The organism is Burkholderia sp. AW49-1, from assembly GCF_053427845.1.
This window is the reverse complement of sequence record NZ_JBSAXF010000019.1, coordinates 1-15,379: the sequence shown is the minus strand read 5'-3', so window position 1 is coordinate 15,379 and position 15,379 is coordinate 1. Positions and strand designations below refer to the sequence as shown.

At 60.2% G+C, this 15,379-nt stretch carries 18 protein-coding genes and 1 tRNA gene; 16 read left to right on the top strand and 3 right to left on the bottom strand.

Going from position 1 to position 15,379, the window contains the following annotated elements:
* Window positions 1–24: 24 nt before the first annotated feature.
* Together tatB and tatC are read left to right on the top strand one after the other, a co-directional pair.
* The gene (gene tatB / locus ACV22W_RS24185) at window positions 25–555 is read left to right on the top strand and encodes a Sec-independent protein translocase protein TatB (RefSeq protein WP_059535650.1); all 531 of its coding nucleotides are present in this window, start codon (window positions 25–27) and stop codon (window positions 553–555) included.
* Window positions 556–596: 41 nt separating this feature from the next.
* Window positions 597–1,379: a twin-arginine translocase subunit TatC gene (tatC, locus tag ACV22W_RS24180; RefSeq protein WP_044845948.1), complete on the top strand. Its 783-nt coding sequence runs from the start codon at window positions 597–599 to the stop codon at window positions 1,377–1,379.
* A 228-nt stretch (window positions 1,380–1,607) separates the two neighbouring features.
* Here tatC and ACV22W_RS24175 read toward each other — a convergent pair whose 3' ends face one another.
* Window positions 1,608–2,813, bottom strand: coding sequence for a Do family serine endopeptidase (locus tag ACV22W_RS24175; protein ID WP_059535654.1), 1,206 nt, complete (start codon window positions 2,811–2,813; stop codon window positions 1,608–1,610).
* 21 nt (window positions 2,814–2,834) lie between these two features.
* On the opposite strand from ACV22W_RS24175, the gene ACV22W_RS24170 reads away from it, so the two are divergent.
* The 8 genes from ACV22W_RS24170 (at window position 2,835) to ACV22W_RS24135 (ending at window position 9,137) form a co-directional block, all read left to right on the top strand.
* A complete protein-coding gene (locus ACV22W_RS24170) occupies window positions 2,835–3,581 on the top strand; it encodes a Nif3-like dinuclear metal center hexameric protein (RefSeq protein WP_448022215.1) in 747 nt (248 codons plus the stop codon).
* 218 nt (window positions 3,582–3,799) lie between these two features.
* Complete coding sequence (gene petA / locus ACV22W_RS24165; RefSeq protein WP_059820894.1) at window positions 3,800–4,420, top strand: ubiquinol-cytochrome c reductase iron-sulfur subunit; 621 nt, start codon at window positions 3,800–3,802, stop codon at window positions 4,418–4,420.
* Window positions 4,420–5,802 (top strand): cytochrome b, encoded by a 1,383-nt coding sequence (locus ACV22W_RS24160; RefSeq protein WP_448022214.1) that lies wholly within the window; start codon window positions 4,420–4,422, stop codon window positions 5,800–5,802. The genes petA and ACV22W_RS24160 overlap by 1 nt, the downstream gene beginning before the upstream one ends.
* 21 nt (window positions 5,803–5,823) lie before the next feature.
* On the top strand, window positions 5,824–6,582 hold the full coding sequence (locus ACV22W_RS24155) for a cytochrome c1 (protein ID WP_059535662.1): 759 nt from the start codon (window positions 5,824–5,826) through the stop codon (window positions 6,580–6,582).
* Between the two features lie 94 nt (window positions 6,583–6,676).
* Window positions 6,677–7,288: a glutathione S-transferase N-terminal domain-containing protein gene (locus ACV22W_RS24150; protein WP_006400565.1), complete on the top strand. Its 612-nt coding sequence runs from the start codon at window positions 6,677–6,679 to the stop codon at window positions 7,286–7,288.
* Window positions 7,289–7,358: 70 nt separating this feature from the next.
* Complete coding sequence (locus tag ACV22W_RS24145) at window positions 7,359–7,880, top strand: ClpXP protease specificity-enhancing factor (protein ID WP_448022213.1); 522 nt, start codon at window positions 7,359–7,361, stop codon at window positions 7,878–7,880.
* A 19-nt stretch (window positions 7,881–7,899) separates the two neighbouring features.
* Window positions 7,900–7,975, top strand: a tRNA-Thr gene (locus ACV22W_RS24140).
* 97 nt (window positions 7,976–8,072) lie between these two features.
* The gene (locus ACV22W_RS24135) at window positions 8,073–9,137 is read left to right on the top strand and encodes a tyrosine-type recombinase/integrase (RefSeq protein ID WP_448022212.1); all 1,065 of its coding nucleotides are present in this window, start codon (window positions 8,073–8,075) and stop codon (window positions 9,135–9,137) included.
* Here ACV22W_RS24135 and ACV22W_RS24130 read toward each other — a convergent pair.
* Window positions 9,134–9,883 (bottom strand): hypothetical protein, encoded by a 750-nt coding sequence (locus ACV22W_RS24130; protein ID WP_448022211.1) that lies wholly within the window; start codon window positions 9,881–9,883, stop codon window positions 9,134–9,136. The genes ACV22W_RS24135 and ACV22W_RS24130 overlap by 4 nt on opposite strands.
* A gap of 119 nt (window positions 9,884–10,002) precedes the next feature.
* Here ACV22W_RS24130 and ACV22W_RS24125 point away from each other — a divergent pair, with 119 nt between their 5' ends.
* The 6 genes from ACV22W_RS24125 to ACV22W_RS24100 all read left to right on the top strand — a co-directional run bounded on the left by ACV22W_RS24125 (window position 10,003) and on the right by ACV22W_RS24100 (window position 14,481).
* Window positions 10,003–10,218 carry a DNA-binding protein gene (locus ACV22W_RS24125; protein WP_448022210.1) on the top strand — a complete coding sequence of 72 codons (216 nt, stop codon included), beginning with the start codon at window positions 10,003–10,005 and terminating at the stop codon, window positions 10,216–10,218.
* The gene (locus ACV22W_RS24120; RefSeq protein WP_448022209.1) at window positions 10,218–10,868 is read left to right on the top strand and encodes a hypothetical protein; all 651 of its coding nucleotides are present in this window, start codon (window positions 10,218–10,220) and stop codon (window positions 10,866–10,868) included. Before ACV22W_RS24125 ends, ACV22W_RS24120 begins: the two co-directional genes overlap by 1 nt.
* Before the next feature lie 35 nt (window positions 10,869–10,903).
* Entirely contained in the window at window positions 10,904–11,437 is a 534-nt protein-coding gene (locus ACV22W_RS24115) for a plasmid mobilization protein (protein ID WP_448022208.1), read from the top strand.
* A 436-nt stretch (window positions 11,438–11,873) separates the two neighbouring features.
* On the top strand, window positions 11,874–12,182 hold the full coding sequence (locus tag ACV22W_RS24110; protein ID WP_448022207.1) for a hypothetical protein: 309 nt from the start codon (window positions 11,874–11,876) through the stop codon (window positions 12,180–12,182).
* Window positions 12,183–12,324: 142 nt separating this feature from the next.
* Window positions 12,325–13,368: a type IV secretion system protein gene (locus ACV22W_RS24105; RefSeq protein WP_448022206.1), complete on the top strand. Its 1,044-nt coding sequence runs from the start codon at window positions 12,325–12,327 to the stop codon at window positions 13,366–13,368.
* 237 nt (window positions 13,369–13,605) lie between these two features.
* Window positions 13,606–14,481 carry a relaxase/mobilization nuclease domain-containing protein gene (locus ACV22W_RS24100; RefSeq protein WP_448022205.1) on the top strand — a complete coding sequence of 292 codons (876 nt, stop codon included), beginning with the start codon at window positions 13,606–13,608 and terminating at the stop codon, window positions 14,479–14,481.
* A 247-nt stretch (window positions 14,482–14,728) separates the two neighbouring features.
* Here the strand turns inward: ACV22W_RS24100 and ACV22W_RS24095 are convergent.
* Window positions 14,729–15,379: histidine phosphatase family protein (locus tag ACV22W_RS24095; protein WP_448022204.1), on the bottom strand; the 651-nt coding region annotated here is incomplete at its 5' end.

Here is a 15,379-nt window from a genome sequence, read left to right as displayed (position 1 = left end):
CCGGCACGCTGACAGGCATTCGCGATGCTGGATCTCGGTCTTTCAAAAATGGCGCTGATCGGCGTCGTCGCGCTCGTGGTGCTCGGCCCCGAGCGCCTGCCGCGCGTCGCGCGTACGGCCGGCGCATTGTTCGGCCGCGCGCAGCGGTACATCAACGACGTGAAGGCCGAGGTCTCGCGTGAAATCGAACTCGACGCGCTGCGGACGATGAAGACCGATTTCGAGTCGGCCGCGCGCAATGTCGAGACGACGATTCACGACAACCTGCGCGAGCACGAGAAGGAACTGAACGACACGTGGAATTCCGCGGTCGGCGGCCTTAACGAAGGCTCGGTCGATGCCGGCACGTACGGCTCCGACACGCCCGCGGCGCCGTCGTGGCGCGGCAGCACGGCCGCGCTCGCGCCGAAGCGTCGCAACTGGCGTGTGAAACAGGCGGCGACGCCTGTCTGGTACAAGCGCGCGACGACCCGCCGCACGCACGTGCAGTCGGGCGCCGCGCGTGTCGCGCGCCATCAGCCGGCCAGCCTGCGCCGGCCGACGCGCTTCTTCTGAGCCGAGCGCATGCTCGCTCGTCAATCCTACCGAGGGCCGGTGTGAGCGACCCCCAGCAGAATCCGGGCGACGCCCCGGAAGAAACCTTCATTTCCCATCTCGTCGAGCTTCGCGATCGCATCATTCGCGCGGGGCTGGCCGTGATCGTCGTGTTCCTCGGGCTCGTGTACTGGGCGCCCGACATCTTCCGGCTGCTCGCGCGGCCGCTGATGGAAAACCTGCCGAAGGGCGGCAGGATGATCGTGACCGACGTCACCGGCTCGTTCTTCGTGCCGATGAAGGTCACGATGCTCGTCGCGCTCGTGATTGCGCTGCCGATCGTGCTGTACCAGATCTGGGCGTTCGTCGCGCCGGGGCTGTATCAGCACGAGAAGAAGCTCGTCGCACCGCTCGTCGGCAGCAGCTACGTCCTGTTCCTGTGCGGGATGGCGTTCGCATACTTCCTCGTGTTCCCGACGATCTTCCGCGTGATGGCGCACTACAACGCGCCGCTCGGCGCGGAGATGTCGACCGACATCGACAACTACCTGAGCTTCGTGCTCGGGATGTTCATCGCGTTCGGGGTCACGTTCGAGGTGCCGATCGTCGTCGTGCTGCTCGTCCGGATGGGCGTGCTGACGCTGAAGAAGCTGAAGGAGATGCGGCCGTACGTGATCGTCGGCGCGTTCGTGGTCGCGGCGGTCGTCACGCCGCCGGACGTGTTCTCGCAGCTGATGCTCGCGCTGCCGCTCGTCGTGCTGTTCGAGATCGGGCTGCTGGCCGCGCGATTCTTCGTGCCGAAGCCGACGGAAGAACCCGAGGCGGAGAACGGCGCCGCAAGCTGATGAAACGCGGCACGCGGCGGCCGGCATGAGGGGCGCCGTCGATGCGGTCCCTCGACGACGTTGAAGCCGGACGGGCGATCGGGGGCGGTGCAGGCGGCGGGGGCGAACGCAGCTTCGTCACCGCGACGAAGGATCTTCGAAGCAAAGCAAAAGGGCAGCCGATCAGGCTGCCCTTTTGCATTTCCATCGTTGACCGGCAAGTGGCGTCGATACGCCGCCCGCCGGATGTCACTCGCTGTCGCTGTCCTGTTCGTCGAGCGTCTGTTTCGGCGGCGGCGGGCGCTTGCCGATCACCACGCTCACGTCGAACTCCTTGCCCTTGCGCACGACGTGCACCTTGGTCGGCGTGCCCGGCTTGATCTGCGCGACGGTGTTCAGCAACTTCGTCGTGTCGGTGATGTCGTCGCCGTTCACGCTCACGAGGATGTCGCCCGGCTTGATGCCGGCCTTGTCGGCCGGGCCGCCCTGCAGCACGCCCGCGACGATCGCGCCCGACTTCTGCTGGAGCCCGAACGATTCGGCGATTTCCGGCGTGACGTCCTGCGGCTCGACGCCGATCCAGCCGCGCGTGACCGAGCCCGTCGTGATGATGCTTTCGAGCACGGTGCGCGCGGTCGACACGGGGATCGCGAAGCCGATGCCGAGCGAGCCGCCCGAGCGCGAGTAGATCGCCGTGTTGATGCCGAGCAGGTTGCCGTTCACGTCGACCAGCGCGCCGCCCGAGTTGCCGGGGTTGATCGGCGCGTCGGTCTGGATGAAGTTCTCGAACGTGTTGATGCCGAGGTGATTGCGGCCGAGTGCGCTGATGATCCCCATCGTGACCGTCTGGCCGACGCCGAACGGGTTGCCGATCGCGAGCACGACGTCGCCGACCCGCGACTGGTCTGAACGGCCGAGCGTGATCGTCGGCAGGTTCGTCATGTTGATCTTCAGCACGGCGAGATCGGTTTCCGGGTCGCTGCCGATCACCTTCGCGGTGCCGGTGCGGCCGTCGGCGAGCGCGACTTCGATCTGGTCGGCGCCGTCCACGACGTGCTGGTTCGTTAGAATGTAACCTTCAGGGCTCACGATAACGCCGGAGCCGAGGTTGGCGGCAGGTTCGTCCTGCTGCTTGCGGGCGTTGCGGTCGCCGAAGAAGTAGCGGAACAGCGGATCCTTCGCGCGCGGATCGGGCGGCAGCGAGCCATCCTTGCTGGAGAAGACGTTGACGACGGCGGGCATCGCTTTTTGCGCGGCCTCCGCGTACGACGTGGTCGCCGGTGCACCGCCGATGCCCGGCGCGACTTCCCGCAGCGCGACGATCGGCGTGGCGAGCTGCTTGCCGAGCTGTCCTTGCCGTTGCAGCCATTGCGGCTTGAGCGTCACGACGATGAACATCAGCGCGAGCAGTACGGTCACCGCCTGCGCGAAGAACAGCCAGAAGCGTCTAAGCATCTGAATGGATTAGAGGTTTATATGGATCGGATCGAACTTGAATTGTACTTGAACAATACCCTTGAAACCGCGCGCTTCAAGGACTATTGCCCGAATGGCCTTCAGGTCGAGGGGCGTCGCAAGATCGAGAAGATCGCGACCGGCGTGACGGCGTCGGTCGCGTTCCTCGAGGCCGCGCTCGAATGGGGGGCGGATGCGGTGCTCGTCCATCACGGCTATTTCTGGCGCAACGAGGCGCCACAGATCACGGGCCGCAAGTACCGGCGCCTGAAGCTGCTGCTCGCGAACGACCTGAACCTGTTCGCGTTCCACCTGCCGCTCGACGCGCATCCCGAATTCGGCAACAACGCGCAGCTAGGCGAGAAGCTCGGGTTGATCGGCGAGCAGCGTTTCGGCGACGGCGATCTTGGCTGGATGGCCACGCTGCCGATGCCCGTCACGCTCGAGCACTTCGTCGCGAAGGTCGAGCGCACGCTCGGCCGCACGCCGCTCGTGCTCGGCGATCCGGAGATGCAGCTGCGCCGCATCGCGTGGTGCACGGGCGCCGCGCAGAGCTATTTCGATGCCGCGATCGACGCCGGCGCCGATGTGTTCCTGACCGGCGAAGTGTCGGAAGCCGTCACGCACGCGTCGGCCGAGAGCGGCGTCGCGTTCGTTGCGGCAGGGCACCATGCGACCGAACGCTACGGAATCCAGGCGCTTGGCGCCCACTTGTCCGAAGAATTCGATATCGAACACCTTTTTATCGATATTCATAATCCGGTCTGAACGACGGATTTGCGGCGGCGCATCGAAATTTCACAATGTAGCGGACGCTTAAAAGAGAAATGATTTAATTGCTCCGATAGTGGGGGAAAACCCTTAACTATCAACTACTTCGAAGGGATTTTCGTCTCCGGGCCTTGTAAATGGCGACTCCATTCGCGCAAACTAGCGGCGGAATGAAAAGTCGTGACGGAAAATCCAACTCAGAAGTGGGGCGTGTGATGCGAGACAAGGAAGAAAAACGCGTCGACAGCGGCCGCCGTACCTGGCTGATTGCGACATCCGTAGCAGGTGGCGTGGGAGGCGTAGCCACCGTCATACCTTTCGCGGCGTCGCTTGCGCCGTCCGCGAAAGCGAAAGCAGCCGGCGCTCCGGTCGAGGTCGACATCAGCGGCCTGAAGCCCGGCGAGATGGTCACCGTGCCGTGGCGCGGCAAGCCGGTCTGGATCCTGAACCGTACCGACGCCATGCTGGCCGACGTCGTCAAGGCCGACAAGGAAGTGGCCGATCCGACCTCCGAAAAACCCTATACGATGCCGCTGCCCGCGTATTGCGCGAACGAATATCGCTCGCGGGCCGATCGCAAGAACATTCTCGTCGTGATGGCCGTGTGTACGCACCTCGGCTGCACGCCTAGCCAACGCTTCACGCCGGGTCCGCAGCCGAACCTGCCGGACGACTGGCCGGGCGGCTTCCTGTGCCCGTGCCACGGTTCGACCTACGACCTCGCCGGCCGCGTGTTCAAGAACAAGCCGGCGCCTCAGAATCTCGACATCCCGCCCTACATGTTCACGTCGGCGACGACCCTCGTGATCGGCAAGGACGAGAAAGGAGAAGCGTGATGGCTGCCGACAACAAAGAAGTCTCCACGACAGGTCTCACCGGCTGGATCGACCAGCGCTTCCCGCTCACAGCCACCTGGAAGAAGCACGTTTCCGAGTACTACGCGCCGAAGAACTTCAACTTCTGGTACTTCTTCGGCTCCCTCGCGCTGCTCGTGCTCGTCAACCAGATCGTCACGGGCATCTTCCTGACGATGAACTACAAGCCCGATTCGATGCTCGCGTTCGCGTCGGTCGAGTACATCATGCGCGAGGTGCCGTGGGGCTGGCTGATCCGCTACATGCACTCGACCGGTGCATCGATGTTCTTCGTCGTCGTGTACCTGCACATGTTCCGCGGGCTGATGTACGGGTCGTACCGCAAGCCGCGCGAGCTGGTGTGGATCTTCGGTTGTGCGATTTTCCTGTGCCTGATGGCCGAGGCGTTCTTCGGCTACCTGCTGCCATGGGGCCAGATGTCGTTCTGGGGCGCGCAGGTGATCGTGAACCTGTTCTCGGCGATCCCGTTCGTCGGCCCGGACCTGTCGTTGTGGATCCGCGGCGACTACGTCGTGTCCGACGTCACGCTGAACCGCTTCTTCGCGTTCCACGTGATCGCGATTCCGCTCGTGCTGGTCGGCCTCGTGATCGCGCACCTGGTCGCGCTGCACGAAGTCGGGTCGAACAACCCGGACGGCATCGAAATCAAGGCGAAGAAGGACGCGAACGGCATTCCGCTCGACGGCATCCCGTTCCATCCGTACTACTCGGTGCACGATTTCTTCGGTGTCTGCGTGTTCCTGATGGTGTTCGCACTGATCGTGTTCTTTTCGCCGGAGATGGGCGGGTACTTCCTCGAGTCGAACAACTTCGTCCCGGCGAACCCGCTGCAGACTCCGCCCGAGATCGCGCCGGTCTGGTACTTCACCGCGTTCTACGCGATGCTGCGCGCGACCACCGACCCGTTCAAGATCGTGCTGATGGTCGTGATCGCGCTGCTCGGCGTGCTCGCGCTGATCCGCGCGCGCGGCAAGTGGAAGGTCGGCCTGCCGGTGCTGGCCGCCGCGATCGTCGTGTTCATGTTCCTGACGGAATCGAAGTTCTGGGGCGTCGTCGTGATGGGTTCCGCGGTGATCACGCTGTTCTTCCTGCCGTGGCTCGACCGCAGCCCGGTGAAGTCGATTCGCTACCGGCCGTTGTTCCACAAGGTGTTCCTCGGGATCTTCGTCGCGGCGTTCCTGATCCTCGCGTTCCTCGGCACACGGCCGCCATCGCCGGTCGCGACGCTGATTGCGCAGGGTTGCGCACTGATCTACTTCGCGTTCTTCCTCGGCATGCCCGTCTGGACGCCGCTTGGCACGTTCAAGCAGCCGCCGGAACGGGTGCGCTTCAAGCCCCATTAACGTGAGCGAGGAGAGAACGACATGAAGAAACTGCTTTCGACGCTCGCGCTGATCGGGGCGACGGCCGTGGCGCTGCTGGCGGCGCCGGCCGTGCGCGCGGAAGGTAATTTTCCGCTCGACCGGGCGCCCGATAACACGGAAAATCTCGTTTCGCTTCAGCACGGCGCGCAATTGTTTGTAAACTATTGCCTGAACTGCCACAGCGCGAACCTGATGCGCTACAACCGTCTGACGGATCTGGGCATATCCCAGAAGGAGATCGAAACGAATCTCCTGTTCACGACCGACAAGGTCGGGAACACGATGTCCGTCGCGATGCGGCCCGAAGACGCGAAGAACTGGCTCGGCACCTCACCGCCCGACCTGTCGGTCGAGGAGCGGGCGCGCGGCCGCGACTGGCTCTACACGTACCTGCGGAGTTTCTACCGCGACGATACGCGGCCGAGCGGCTGGAACAACGCGGTGTTCGAGAACGTCGGCATGCCTCATGTATTGTGGCAACTGCAGGGGCAGCGCACTGCCAAATTCGAAGACAAGACGGACGAGGAGACGGGCGAGAAGGTCCACACGCTCGTCGGCTTCCAGCAGGTCACGCCGGGGACGTTGTCGTCGCCGGACTATGATGCTGCGGTGGCCGACCTGGTGGCCTATATGACATGGATGTCCGAGCCGGCCCAGCAGACCCGCAAGCGCCTCGGCGTGTGGGTGCTGGTCTTTCTCGGTGTCCTGACTTTCCTGGCCTGGCGGCTCAATGCCGCGTACTGGAAAGATATCAAGTAAACACGCCTGACCGGCGTGGGGCCGGCGCAAGGCGGAACCCGTGAAAGGGGTTGCGCCGCGTGCCGGCCCTCGGCTTTTTTGAGGAAACGCAAATATGATGGTTCTGTATTCCGGCACAACTTGCCCGTTCTCCCAGCGTTGCCGGCTGGTGCTGTTCGAGAAGGGCATGGATTTCGAGATCCGTGACGTCGACCTGTTCAACAAGCCGGAAGACATCTCGGTGATGAACCCGTACGGTCAGGTGCCGATTCTGGTCGAGCGCGACCTGATTCTGTACGAATCGAACATCATCAACGAATACATCGACGAGCGCTTCCCGCACCCGCAACTGATGCCGGCCGACCCGGTGCAGCGCGCACGTGCACGCCTGTTCCTGCTCAACTTCGAGAAGGAGCTGTTCGTTCACGTCAGCACGCTCGAGAACGAAAAGGGCAAGGCAGCGGAGAAGAACCACGAGAAGGCACGCCTCGCGATCCGCGATCGCCTGACGCAGCTCGCGCCGATCTTCGTGAAGAACAAGTACATGCTCGGCGAGGAGTTCTCGATGCTCGACGTCGCGATCGCGCCGCTCTTGTGGCGTCTGGATCACTACGGCATCGAGCTGTCGAAGAATGCCGCGCCGCTGATGAAGTACGCCGAGCGGATCTTCAGCCGTCCGGCCTATATCGAAGCACTGACGCCGTCCGAAAAGGTCATGCGTCGTTGATGGTGCAATGAGTGCATGACGGAGCGGGCGCGCGGCGTGCCGCGTGCCCGCTCCGGGTTCGAGGATTGTGATGCAAGAGATTTCAACGAAACCTTATCTGCTGCGCGCGCTGTACGAGTGGTGCACCGATAACGGTTACACGCCGCATATCGCGGTGAGGGTCGACAACTCGACGCGCGTGCCGCGTCAGTTCGTGCGTGACGGCGAGATCGTGCTCAACATCAGCTTCGAGGCGACGAGCCAGCTGCAGATGGGTAACGAGTGGATCGAGTTCACCGCCCGGTTCTCCGGGAAGGCGCACAAGATCGAGATTCCGGTGGCCAACGTGCTCGCGATTTACGCGCGGGAGAACGGGCAGGGGATGGCATTCCAGGTCGATGCGGTGGCGGGCGAAGGCGCGGATTCGGGTGCGTTCGAGGACGATGCCGAGCAGGCCGACGATGCGCAACGCGACGAGTCGCCTGCGGTGCTGACGCCGGTTGCCGATCACGGCGCGAACGAAGAGCCGTCCGAGGGTGCCGATGAACCGCCGAAAACCGACGGCGATGGTTCGAAAGGCGGCAGCAGACCTCGCCTCAAGATCGTGAAATGAGGTAGAATCTCGCGCTTACGCCGGCTTAGCTCATCTGGTAGAGCAGTTGATTTGTAATCATCAGGTGGCGGGTTCGAGTCCTGCAGCCGGCACCAATAAAATCAAGGGGTTACGTGGGTTTAACGTAACCCCTTGTGCTTTCTGGGTGCTGAAAAGTACATTTTCGGTACAGTCAGCTCTCAGAACAGGTACATGGCAACCATCGTCAAGACGCCTTCCGGCACGTGGAAGGCAGTCATTCGCAAAATCGGTTGGCCGACTACGGCCAAGACCTTCCGCACTAAACGTGACGCCGAGGATTGGGCGCGCCGGACCGAAGATGAGATGGTTCGGGGTGTCTACCTGTCGCGTGCTCCCTCCGAAAAACTCACGGTGTCGGCCGCACTGAAACGGTATATGGAGGAGGTGTCGATCACCAAGAAGGCGACCACGCAGCGCAGCGAGCGCTTTACTTCGCAGCACTTGGCTGCGTTCTTCGGGAAGTATTCGATGGCGGCCGTCAGTGCTGAACTCGTCGCCAAGTACCGCGACGAACGGTTGGCGGCCGGCAAATCGAACAACACCGTGCGCATCGAGCTGGCAATGCTCGGGCATCTGTTCCGGGTTGCGATTCAGGAGTGGGGGATCGGCCTGACGTTCAATCCAGTCGCCAACATTCGAAAGCCGAGCCCCGGCGCTGGCCGGGATCGGCGCTTGACGCAGGAGGACCAGCAGCGGCTTTTTGCCGCCGCCGACGCACATAGCAATCCGATGCTCGGATGGATTGTGCGGCTGGCCGTCGAAACCGGCATGCGCTCATCCGAGATCACGGGGTTGCGTCGCTCCCAAGTCGATTTGAACCGCCGGGTTGTCACCCTCAAGGACACTAAGAATGGCTCCGCGCGCTTGGTTCCGTTGACTCGCGTGGCGGTCGAAATCCTGCGCTCGGCGCTGGACAATCCTATACGACCGATTGGCATCGATCTCGTGTTCTTCGGAGAGCCGGGGCGAGACGGAAAGCGCAAGCCTTACGTGTTTCAGAAGCTCTGGGCGAGCGTTGTGCAGACCGTTGGCTTAGCGGACTTACATTTCCACGACCTACGCCACGAAGCTGTCAGCCGTCTTGTCGAAATGGGGTTGAGCGACCAAGAGGTCGCGGCAATAAGTGGACACCAATCGATGCAGATGCTGAAGCGCTACACACATCTTCGTGGCGAAGATCTTGTCCGAAAGCTAGATCGGCTGGCGGCCACAGAAGACGTGTCCGACGATGCTTAATTGCCCGAAGGAGGGGGCTTGTAAAACAAGTCCCAGTTACTTTGATGGGCCGAGCGCTGATCGGCCCCAAGTATGGGCGTTAGCATGCCGGACTTTGCCAGCTCTCGTTCTTTCTCTTCCCACGGCCGGTAGGTTCCCGTCAGCATGCCAACATGCTTGGAGCGCGTGTTTTCGCGCTGTTCCCAGATCGCTACGGCGCGAGCATATTCTTCACTGCGAGCCAATTTGTACGCAGTGTTGACTAACTTTCCGCCGATCCAGTGAGCAAGTGAGCGGTTTCTCTCCGCTGCCTCCAGGCGCGCGTCATCGTCTGCCTCGGATACCTGCCCTTCCACAAAGAGACGGTCAAAAAGCTCTAACGACTGCTGGAAGTACGAACGGCTTGAACCATCTTCCGAATAAACCCGTTCAGGGAATGTCAAGGCCGTCATGGGCGCGATATGGCCGTTGACAGCGTCAGTTATGCCTGTGACGAGCCAGAAGGCATACGAAGGCCATAGGCGCGCTAGATCTTGGATCATTGCGGGCGTTGGCTTTTGACGACGGGTAAAGACGCTCCTCCACCGCTGTGACGGGGTATGGGTGAGTTCAGCAAGTCTCTCCCAGAAGCCTCTGCCGGCATAGGGCGGCGACCGCCACTGGCGCCACAACGACACAAGCGTTCCTTCGCCGGCTGCCTCTTGTTCTTCCGGGCTCATCTGCTCTTTCAGAAGCAAGATGACCCGATCCTCAATAGTTGTTGACATCTATCCAAAATGTTCGTATAACGACTATAAATAGTCAAAATATGACTGAATTTAGTGAATCTAGCCACGCTGACTCATTATGAGTCGGTCCTTTTCATTGCGCAAAGGTTGCTTCCACGATGACCACCGAAGAGATGCTGCTCAAGCGGTATGGCGTATTGCTCTCGCTGAAGGATTGTTCTGAACTCCTAAACCGAAGTGTCGAGGGACTTCGCGTTACCCTCAACACCGACAATGAGCTCGCTGCGCGGCTGCGGCCGGCGAAAGTAAAGCTCGGACGTCGCGTGATGTTCAAGGCAACCGAGCTTGCCAAATTTCTTGACGAGGCTCAGTGATGGGGCGTCAACGAACTATAGATGACGCCAACTTCTGGCGCTCTCCCCAAGTGGCGGACCTTACTCAAGAAGACAAGGCGACGTTGCTGTATTTGCTCACGTCGCCAAGTAGCAACATCATCGGTGTCTATCCGATTGTGGCTCGAATCTCGGCCGCGGAAATGGGGTGGACGGCAGAACAGTTCCTGCCCGTTGTTCGCCGTTTGGGCGACAAGGGGCTGGTTTCGTTTGATGAGCCGACGAGTTATGTATGGATCAGGACGTGGTGGGAGCACAACTCGCCTCAAATGGCTCTGGCTCCAAAGTTGCGTGGTAGAGCGCTTGCTCAAATCGACGCAATGCCATCGCAATGGTGGCTTTCTTTTGTGGCAGATCTTCGCGCGCGCGTGTCCATCGACGTTCAAAAAGTGTTGGATAACTACTTATCCACAGGTGGTGTGCCGGATACGGTATCGATACCCTATCCAGAGACACCGGATAGCGTATCTGGATTTCGCGTCGTTAACAGTAACAATAAAAATATCTCTAACAGTAGTTGTAACGGCAGTTCAATGGCGTCAGTTCGATCCGAGTCTCCGGGGCGGCTCCTGTCTGACGTGGCTACGCTTGAACTTCAGAAGATCAGAGATTTGAGTGTCGCGAAACGATAGAGAAACGGCGTTGGGCGCTGCCTAACGATCAGATCATGACGAAGGGAAATATTCTCAGTGTTAATTTAGGAAACCTTAACGAAAGATGGGAAAGGTACTGCAAAGACCGGGGCGTTTCGAGGAGCGACGCCACGAGGCAGGTGATCCGAAAACTGGTGTCTAGCGTCTCGTCCGAAGTAGTTGCTGCCGATCCAGCACCACCCGTGCTTGGTGACTTGAAGCGACGAATCGAAATACGCGTAACAGAGACGGAGCATCACGAGATAGTGCGGCTGGCAACGGATGCCGGATTTTCCGTGAATGCGTGGATAGTGGCGGTGATCCGCGCGCAACTGGCCAATGGTCCGCAATTTGGACAGTACGAGCTTGAGCAGCTTTCTCGCTCGAATAGCCTGCTTCTCGCAATGGGACGCAACTTGAACCAGATCGCGAGGATTGTGAATTCGACACGAGAGAGCCGGAGCGAAGACCTGATGACCGTTATCGAATCGCTTACGACGCGGGTTGAAGCACACACCGTGGAAGTTTCGACGCTCATTCGAGCGAATGTTGAACGTTGGACACGTTAGCTATGGAGGGAAGCATGTCGCTACAGCAGTGCGTCAGATGGCTTGACCTGAAAACACTGGCCGCTCGGAAGAATCAAATCACTACGCCCAAGCGCGCGGCTTCGTGTCGCATTGAGCCAATGCCCACACTTTTGATTCGAGCGAATAAGTATCGCGGGTTGGGCCTGTATGTGATAACCACATCTGGTCCCGTGCCTGTTTTTCGAAACGGCGGCGCAGTTTGGTTTAGATCGATTGAGGAGTGCGCGGAGGAACTGCTAGACCTGGACGTTGATCTCGATTTCGAAAACGTCTTGCTTGACCTTGGCGTTTGGGATTGTCATCTGATGCCTCACCGAGCGGACGAGCCTCGCCCTGCGAGGCTCCAATGTGCTAGGTCTGCAAGAAGGGGGCTGCGCCCCTTGCGCCCCCTGGGCGCTCAACCGGGAGACCGGCCATGATCTCCCTTTGGATTCTCATTTTTCTGGTTTCAAGCTTCCTGTTCTATATCCATTGCCTCGACTGGAGCTTCCTCGTCAGAAATCGCCAGTTGCTCGGCTACTTCGTCCATACACCTATCTATTTCGTCGGAGATCTCGCGTCGATGCTCGCATACATCGCGCTGCTTGTGCTGGGGGCTCGCCAGCTTTTCGGCTTCGCCCACAACGATGGGTTGTACGTGATTGCAGCGCTTTTCGTGACGTTCGTTGTCGGCTATCGGCGCGCGAACGTGGGACTCCGCGCCAGTGAGGAGGATGTTCGATGAAACTGCTTTTCATCTGCATCATGATTGTTGCTCTCACCGCATGTCAGAAGGAGAGCAACGAATCCAGCAAAGAACGAGCGCAGGACCACCTCGCGCCCATACCTGCTAGCCAATTCGGTTGGAACAAGTAAGGAGAGTGACGATGGATCAAGGTCAGCTTTGGCAGTTTGTTTCCGGATCAATCGACAACGCAATTTCAAAATACGTGACCGAAATTTCGTCATCGATTGCGAGCGCGATCATCCCCGGCGTGACGGCGGCGGTGACGATCTGGATTCTCATGTATGGGTGGACGGTGATGCGCGGCGAAGTCCACGAGCCGGTTCCCCAATTTACGGAGAGAGCGTTCAAGGTGTCGGCGATACTCGCGGTCGCGTTGGGATCGGGTGCCTATCAGGCCTACGTGGTCGAATTCGTCAACGGATTGACAACTGGGCTGGTGCAAACGGTAATGCCGGGTTCGACGAGCAACGTGTTTTCTGCGGTCGATCAGCTTGATGCCAAGGGATTCCAGCTCATGCAGATGTATTGGGAAAGAGGGACCAATCTTTTTCCGGCAGGTGGATATGCCGATCTCGTTTCCGCGTTGATCGTAGGTGTATCGGCGGCGGCGGCCGAACTCGTCATCGCAGGTTTTCTACTGCTTGCGAAAGTCGCGTTGGCTCTCATGCTAGCCGTTGGTCCGTTGTTTGTTGCGTGTTTCGCCTTTGTGCCAACGAGACGATTCGCCGAAGGATGGACATCAAAGATCGCAAACTACAGTCTTCTGATTTTCCTCCTGGCGGCAGCGGCGGCGATCTGCCTGTCGATCTACAAGACGTTCTTCGACCAAATGATCGCGAGTTCTACAACAGCCAATGCACTAGGGGATGCGATGAACCTACTGGCTCTGACAGGGGGAATCAACATCCTGATTATCCAGCTTCCGGGAGTCGCGGCGGGGATCTCCGGCGGCGCTCCGGTTTCAGGTGCTGCGGCCATGGCACTCGGAGCGGTCCTGGGCCGCCTAGGGTTCGGGGGGAATGGTGGTGACCAGCCCCAACTGCCTCCGAAGATTCAGCCCCGAAACGGCGGATCCGTATCCGATGGAGGGAAGCCTTCGTCGAGATCTTCCGGAGGTACCAGCTCACCAATCCCTGCATACCAGCGAGCTACCTATGAACGTCTGCTGGGCCGCAGGGACTGACTGCATTCGCGCGAATCTGGCGGGCGAACTCGATAACGCTGGGGCGGGGAGCTGGGGAACGTGACTCAACCGAAGATTTACGTAAACGGAATACTACGCACGTGGGGCGACGAGTTGTTCGGTGACGACACCCATGTCGTCCGACCACGTAAAGCAGCCACCGGAGTGACACTCGCGCCTTGGCGGAGATCGCCCAGCAAACGGACCCGGCCGACAGGCGTAGCCAGGATTCGGCAGATGCTCGTTGCAACCACGCGCAAGGTGCCTGAAGTGGTCGTCAAGATCAGCGGTGGGGGCCGCGGAATGAGGGCGATTCGAGCTCATCTCGACTACATATCGCGCAATGGCGAGGTGTCGCTTGAAAACCAGGACGGCGACCGGCTAATTGGCCGCGACGACATCAATTATCTCAAGAAGGAACTTCAGTACGGTGGATTCGGCATTCCGGAAGAGAGCCGCGTCCGGGAGGCTTTCAATGTCGTGTTCTCGATGCCGCCCGGCACCGATAGAACTGCCGTTCACGATTCAGTGCGCGCCTTTGCTGCCGAGGAGTTTGGGGAGAATTTCCGTTATGTATTCGCATGCCACACCGATGAAGCGCACCCGCATGTTCATCTGTGCGTTGTCGCTCGATCCAAAGATGGTACGAGGCTCAATCCGCGAAAGGCAGATTTGCAAAACTGGCGGGAATCGTTCGCCTCGCATTTGCGCGATCACGGCGTGGAAGCAAATGCGACCCGTCGGCAGGCGCGCGGCGTAACGAAGCGGGCCATACCTCAACCAGTGATGAACATGCGGGAAAAGCGCAATGTGGTACCTGAACGGCCCCGCAGCCCGATGCGCGATGAAGCGCGCCGCATACGTGTCGAGACGGACAAAAAAGTGATACGAGCATATGGCGCGATAGCGCGTGCCATGGCCGAGTCAGAGGACGTAGGTGATCGAGCGCTGGCCGTAGAAATCGTGAACCTAGTAAAGCAGATGCCGGCCGTTCAGCTTTCATATGAACCGACTGCCGGGGATCGTCCTGGCAAGTCACGAGTGCGGCACGTTGAAATCCAGCGGTCGACAGTACCGGGCGGCAAGCGTGGACCTGACGAGCCGACAAGGTAGCCGATCCGCTCAAAAAATTGCGACAGCGCAAGAAATTTGCGCTGTCGCAATTTGATGACTGGCCGGACTCGCGGAACTGTGGTCGGCCTGCGGTAGTTCTTCAGCGCATCGTGCCAGTGCCCGGTAGTTGTTCAGCGCACGCACGCTGTTCACAAAATCCGAGCTCGAGCAATTGCGTGTTGTGAACATTCCTCGTGAACATGAAAAAGTGGAGCTAGGGCTGAGCTGGTGGCCGGGCGGTAGTTGGTCAGCGTATCGGCGAGTCCTGTTCAAGCGCCCATAACCGACCGTCGAACGTCGCGACAAAGCCGCCCCCATTGGGCATAGGGCTTCGCTGATCGATCAGTCGGTACGCTCGCATGGCATCGGCATCGATGATTGGAGCGCCAGTCTCGATCAACCATCGCATCGCTTGGAAAAACTGACCGTGGCCGAACATCGCCGCCGTGAGATCTGACGAGCAGGGGAGTTTCGTGAGGTGACTCAACGCGGCCCGCACACGTTCGATGAACGTTGCGAATGATTCAGCCCCTGGTCCGTCCACGAGCGTCGGATCGGACGTATCCCAGTACGCTTCAACCCACGGACGACGCTGTGCTGCCGATGTGCCCGCACACTTCGCAGGCGCGAGATATGTAAATTCCTGAATCGGCCATGTCTCGCACGGCGTCAAGGGAAATTGACCGAGCGTTGGAGCGGCTGTTTGCTGTGCGCGATAGAAGGGCGAGCAGATCACGATGCCCGGAGGAGAGGCAAAGCGCCGGGCGATTGCGATCGCTTGCTGCGTCCCCCTTTCGGTCAATGGGATGGACGCAGGATCGTCGGTGGCGTCTCCAGCGTTCGCGGCGCTTTCGCCGTGGCGAAAGCACGCTACGCGAAGGACAGGCGCAGGGGTAAG

Bases quoted from the DNA above. Each gene is read 5' to 3' on its own strand.
- tatB (WP_059535650.1), top strand. From the start codon at position 25: ATGCTGGATCTCGGTCTTTCAAAAATGGCGCTGATCGGCGTCGTCGCG.
- ACV22W_RS24175 (WP_059535654.1), bottom strand. From the start codon at position 2,813: ATGCTTAGACGCTTCTGGCTGTTCTTCGCGCAGGCGGTGACCGTACTG.
- ACV22W_RS24170 (WP_448022215.1), top strand. From the start codon at position 2,835: ATGGATCGGATCGAACTTGAATTGTACTTGAACAATACCCTTGAAACC.
- petA (WP_059820894.1), top strand. From the start codon at position 3,800: ATGCGAGACAAGGAAGAAAAACGCGTCGACAGCGGCCGCCGTACCTGG.
- ACV22W_RS24160 (WP_448022214.1), top strand. From the start codon at position 4,420: ATGGCTGCCGACAACAAAGAAGTCTCCACGACAGGTCTCACCGGCTGG.
- ACV22W_RS24155 (WP_059535662.1), top strand. From the start codon at position 5,824: ATGAAGAAACTGCTTTCGACGCTCGCGCTGATCGGGGCGACGGCCGTG.
- ACV22W_RS24150 (WP_006400565.1), top strand. From the start codon at position 6,677: ATGATGGTTCTGTATTCCGGCACAACTTGCCCGTTCTCCCAGCGTTGC.
- ACV22W_RS24145 (WP_448022213.1), top strand. From the start codon at position 7,359: ATGCAAGAGATTTCAACGAAACCTTATCTGCTGCGCGCGCTGTACGAG.
- ACV22W_RS24135 (WP_448022212.1), top strand. From the start codon at position 8,073: ATGGCAACCATCGTCAAGACGCCTTCCGGCACGTGGAAGGCAGTCATT.
- ACV22W_RS24130 (WP_448022211.1), bottom strand. From the start codon at position 9,883: ATGTCAACAACTATTGAGGATCGGGTCATCTTGCTTCTGAAAGAGCAG.
- ACV22W_RS24125 (WP_448022210.1), top strand. From the start codon at position 10,003: ATGACCACCGAAGAGATGCTGCTCAAGCGGTATGGCGTATTGCTCTCG.
- ACV22W_RS24120 (WP_448022209.1), top strand. From the start codon at position 10,218: ATGGGGCGTCAACGAACTATAGATGACGCCAACTTCTGGCGCTCTCCC.
- ACV22W_RS24115 (WP_448022208.1), top strand. From the start codon at position 10,904: ATGACGAAGGGAAATATTCTCAGTGTTAATTTAGGAAACCTTAACGAA.
- ACV22W_RS24110 (WP_448022207.1), top strand. From the start codon at position 11,874: ATGATCTCCCTTTGGATTCTCATTTTTCTGGTTTCAAGCTTCCTGTTC.
- ACV22W_RS24105 (WP_448022206.1), top strand. From the start codon at position 12,325: ATGGATCAAGGTCAGCTTTGGCAGTTTGTTTCCGGATCAATCGACAAC.
- ACV22W_RS24100 (WP_448022205.1), top strand. From the start codon at position 13,606: ATGCTCGTTGCAACCACGCGCAAGGTGCCTGAAGTGGTCGTCAAGATC.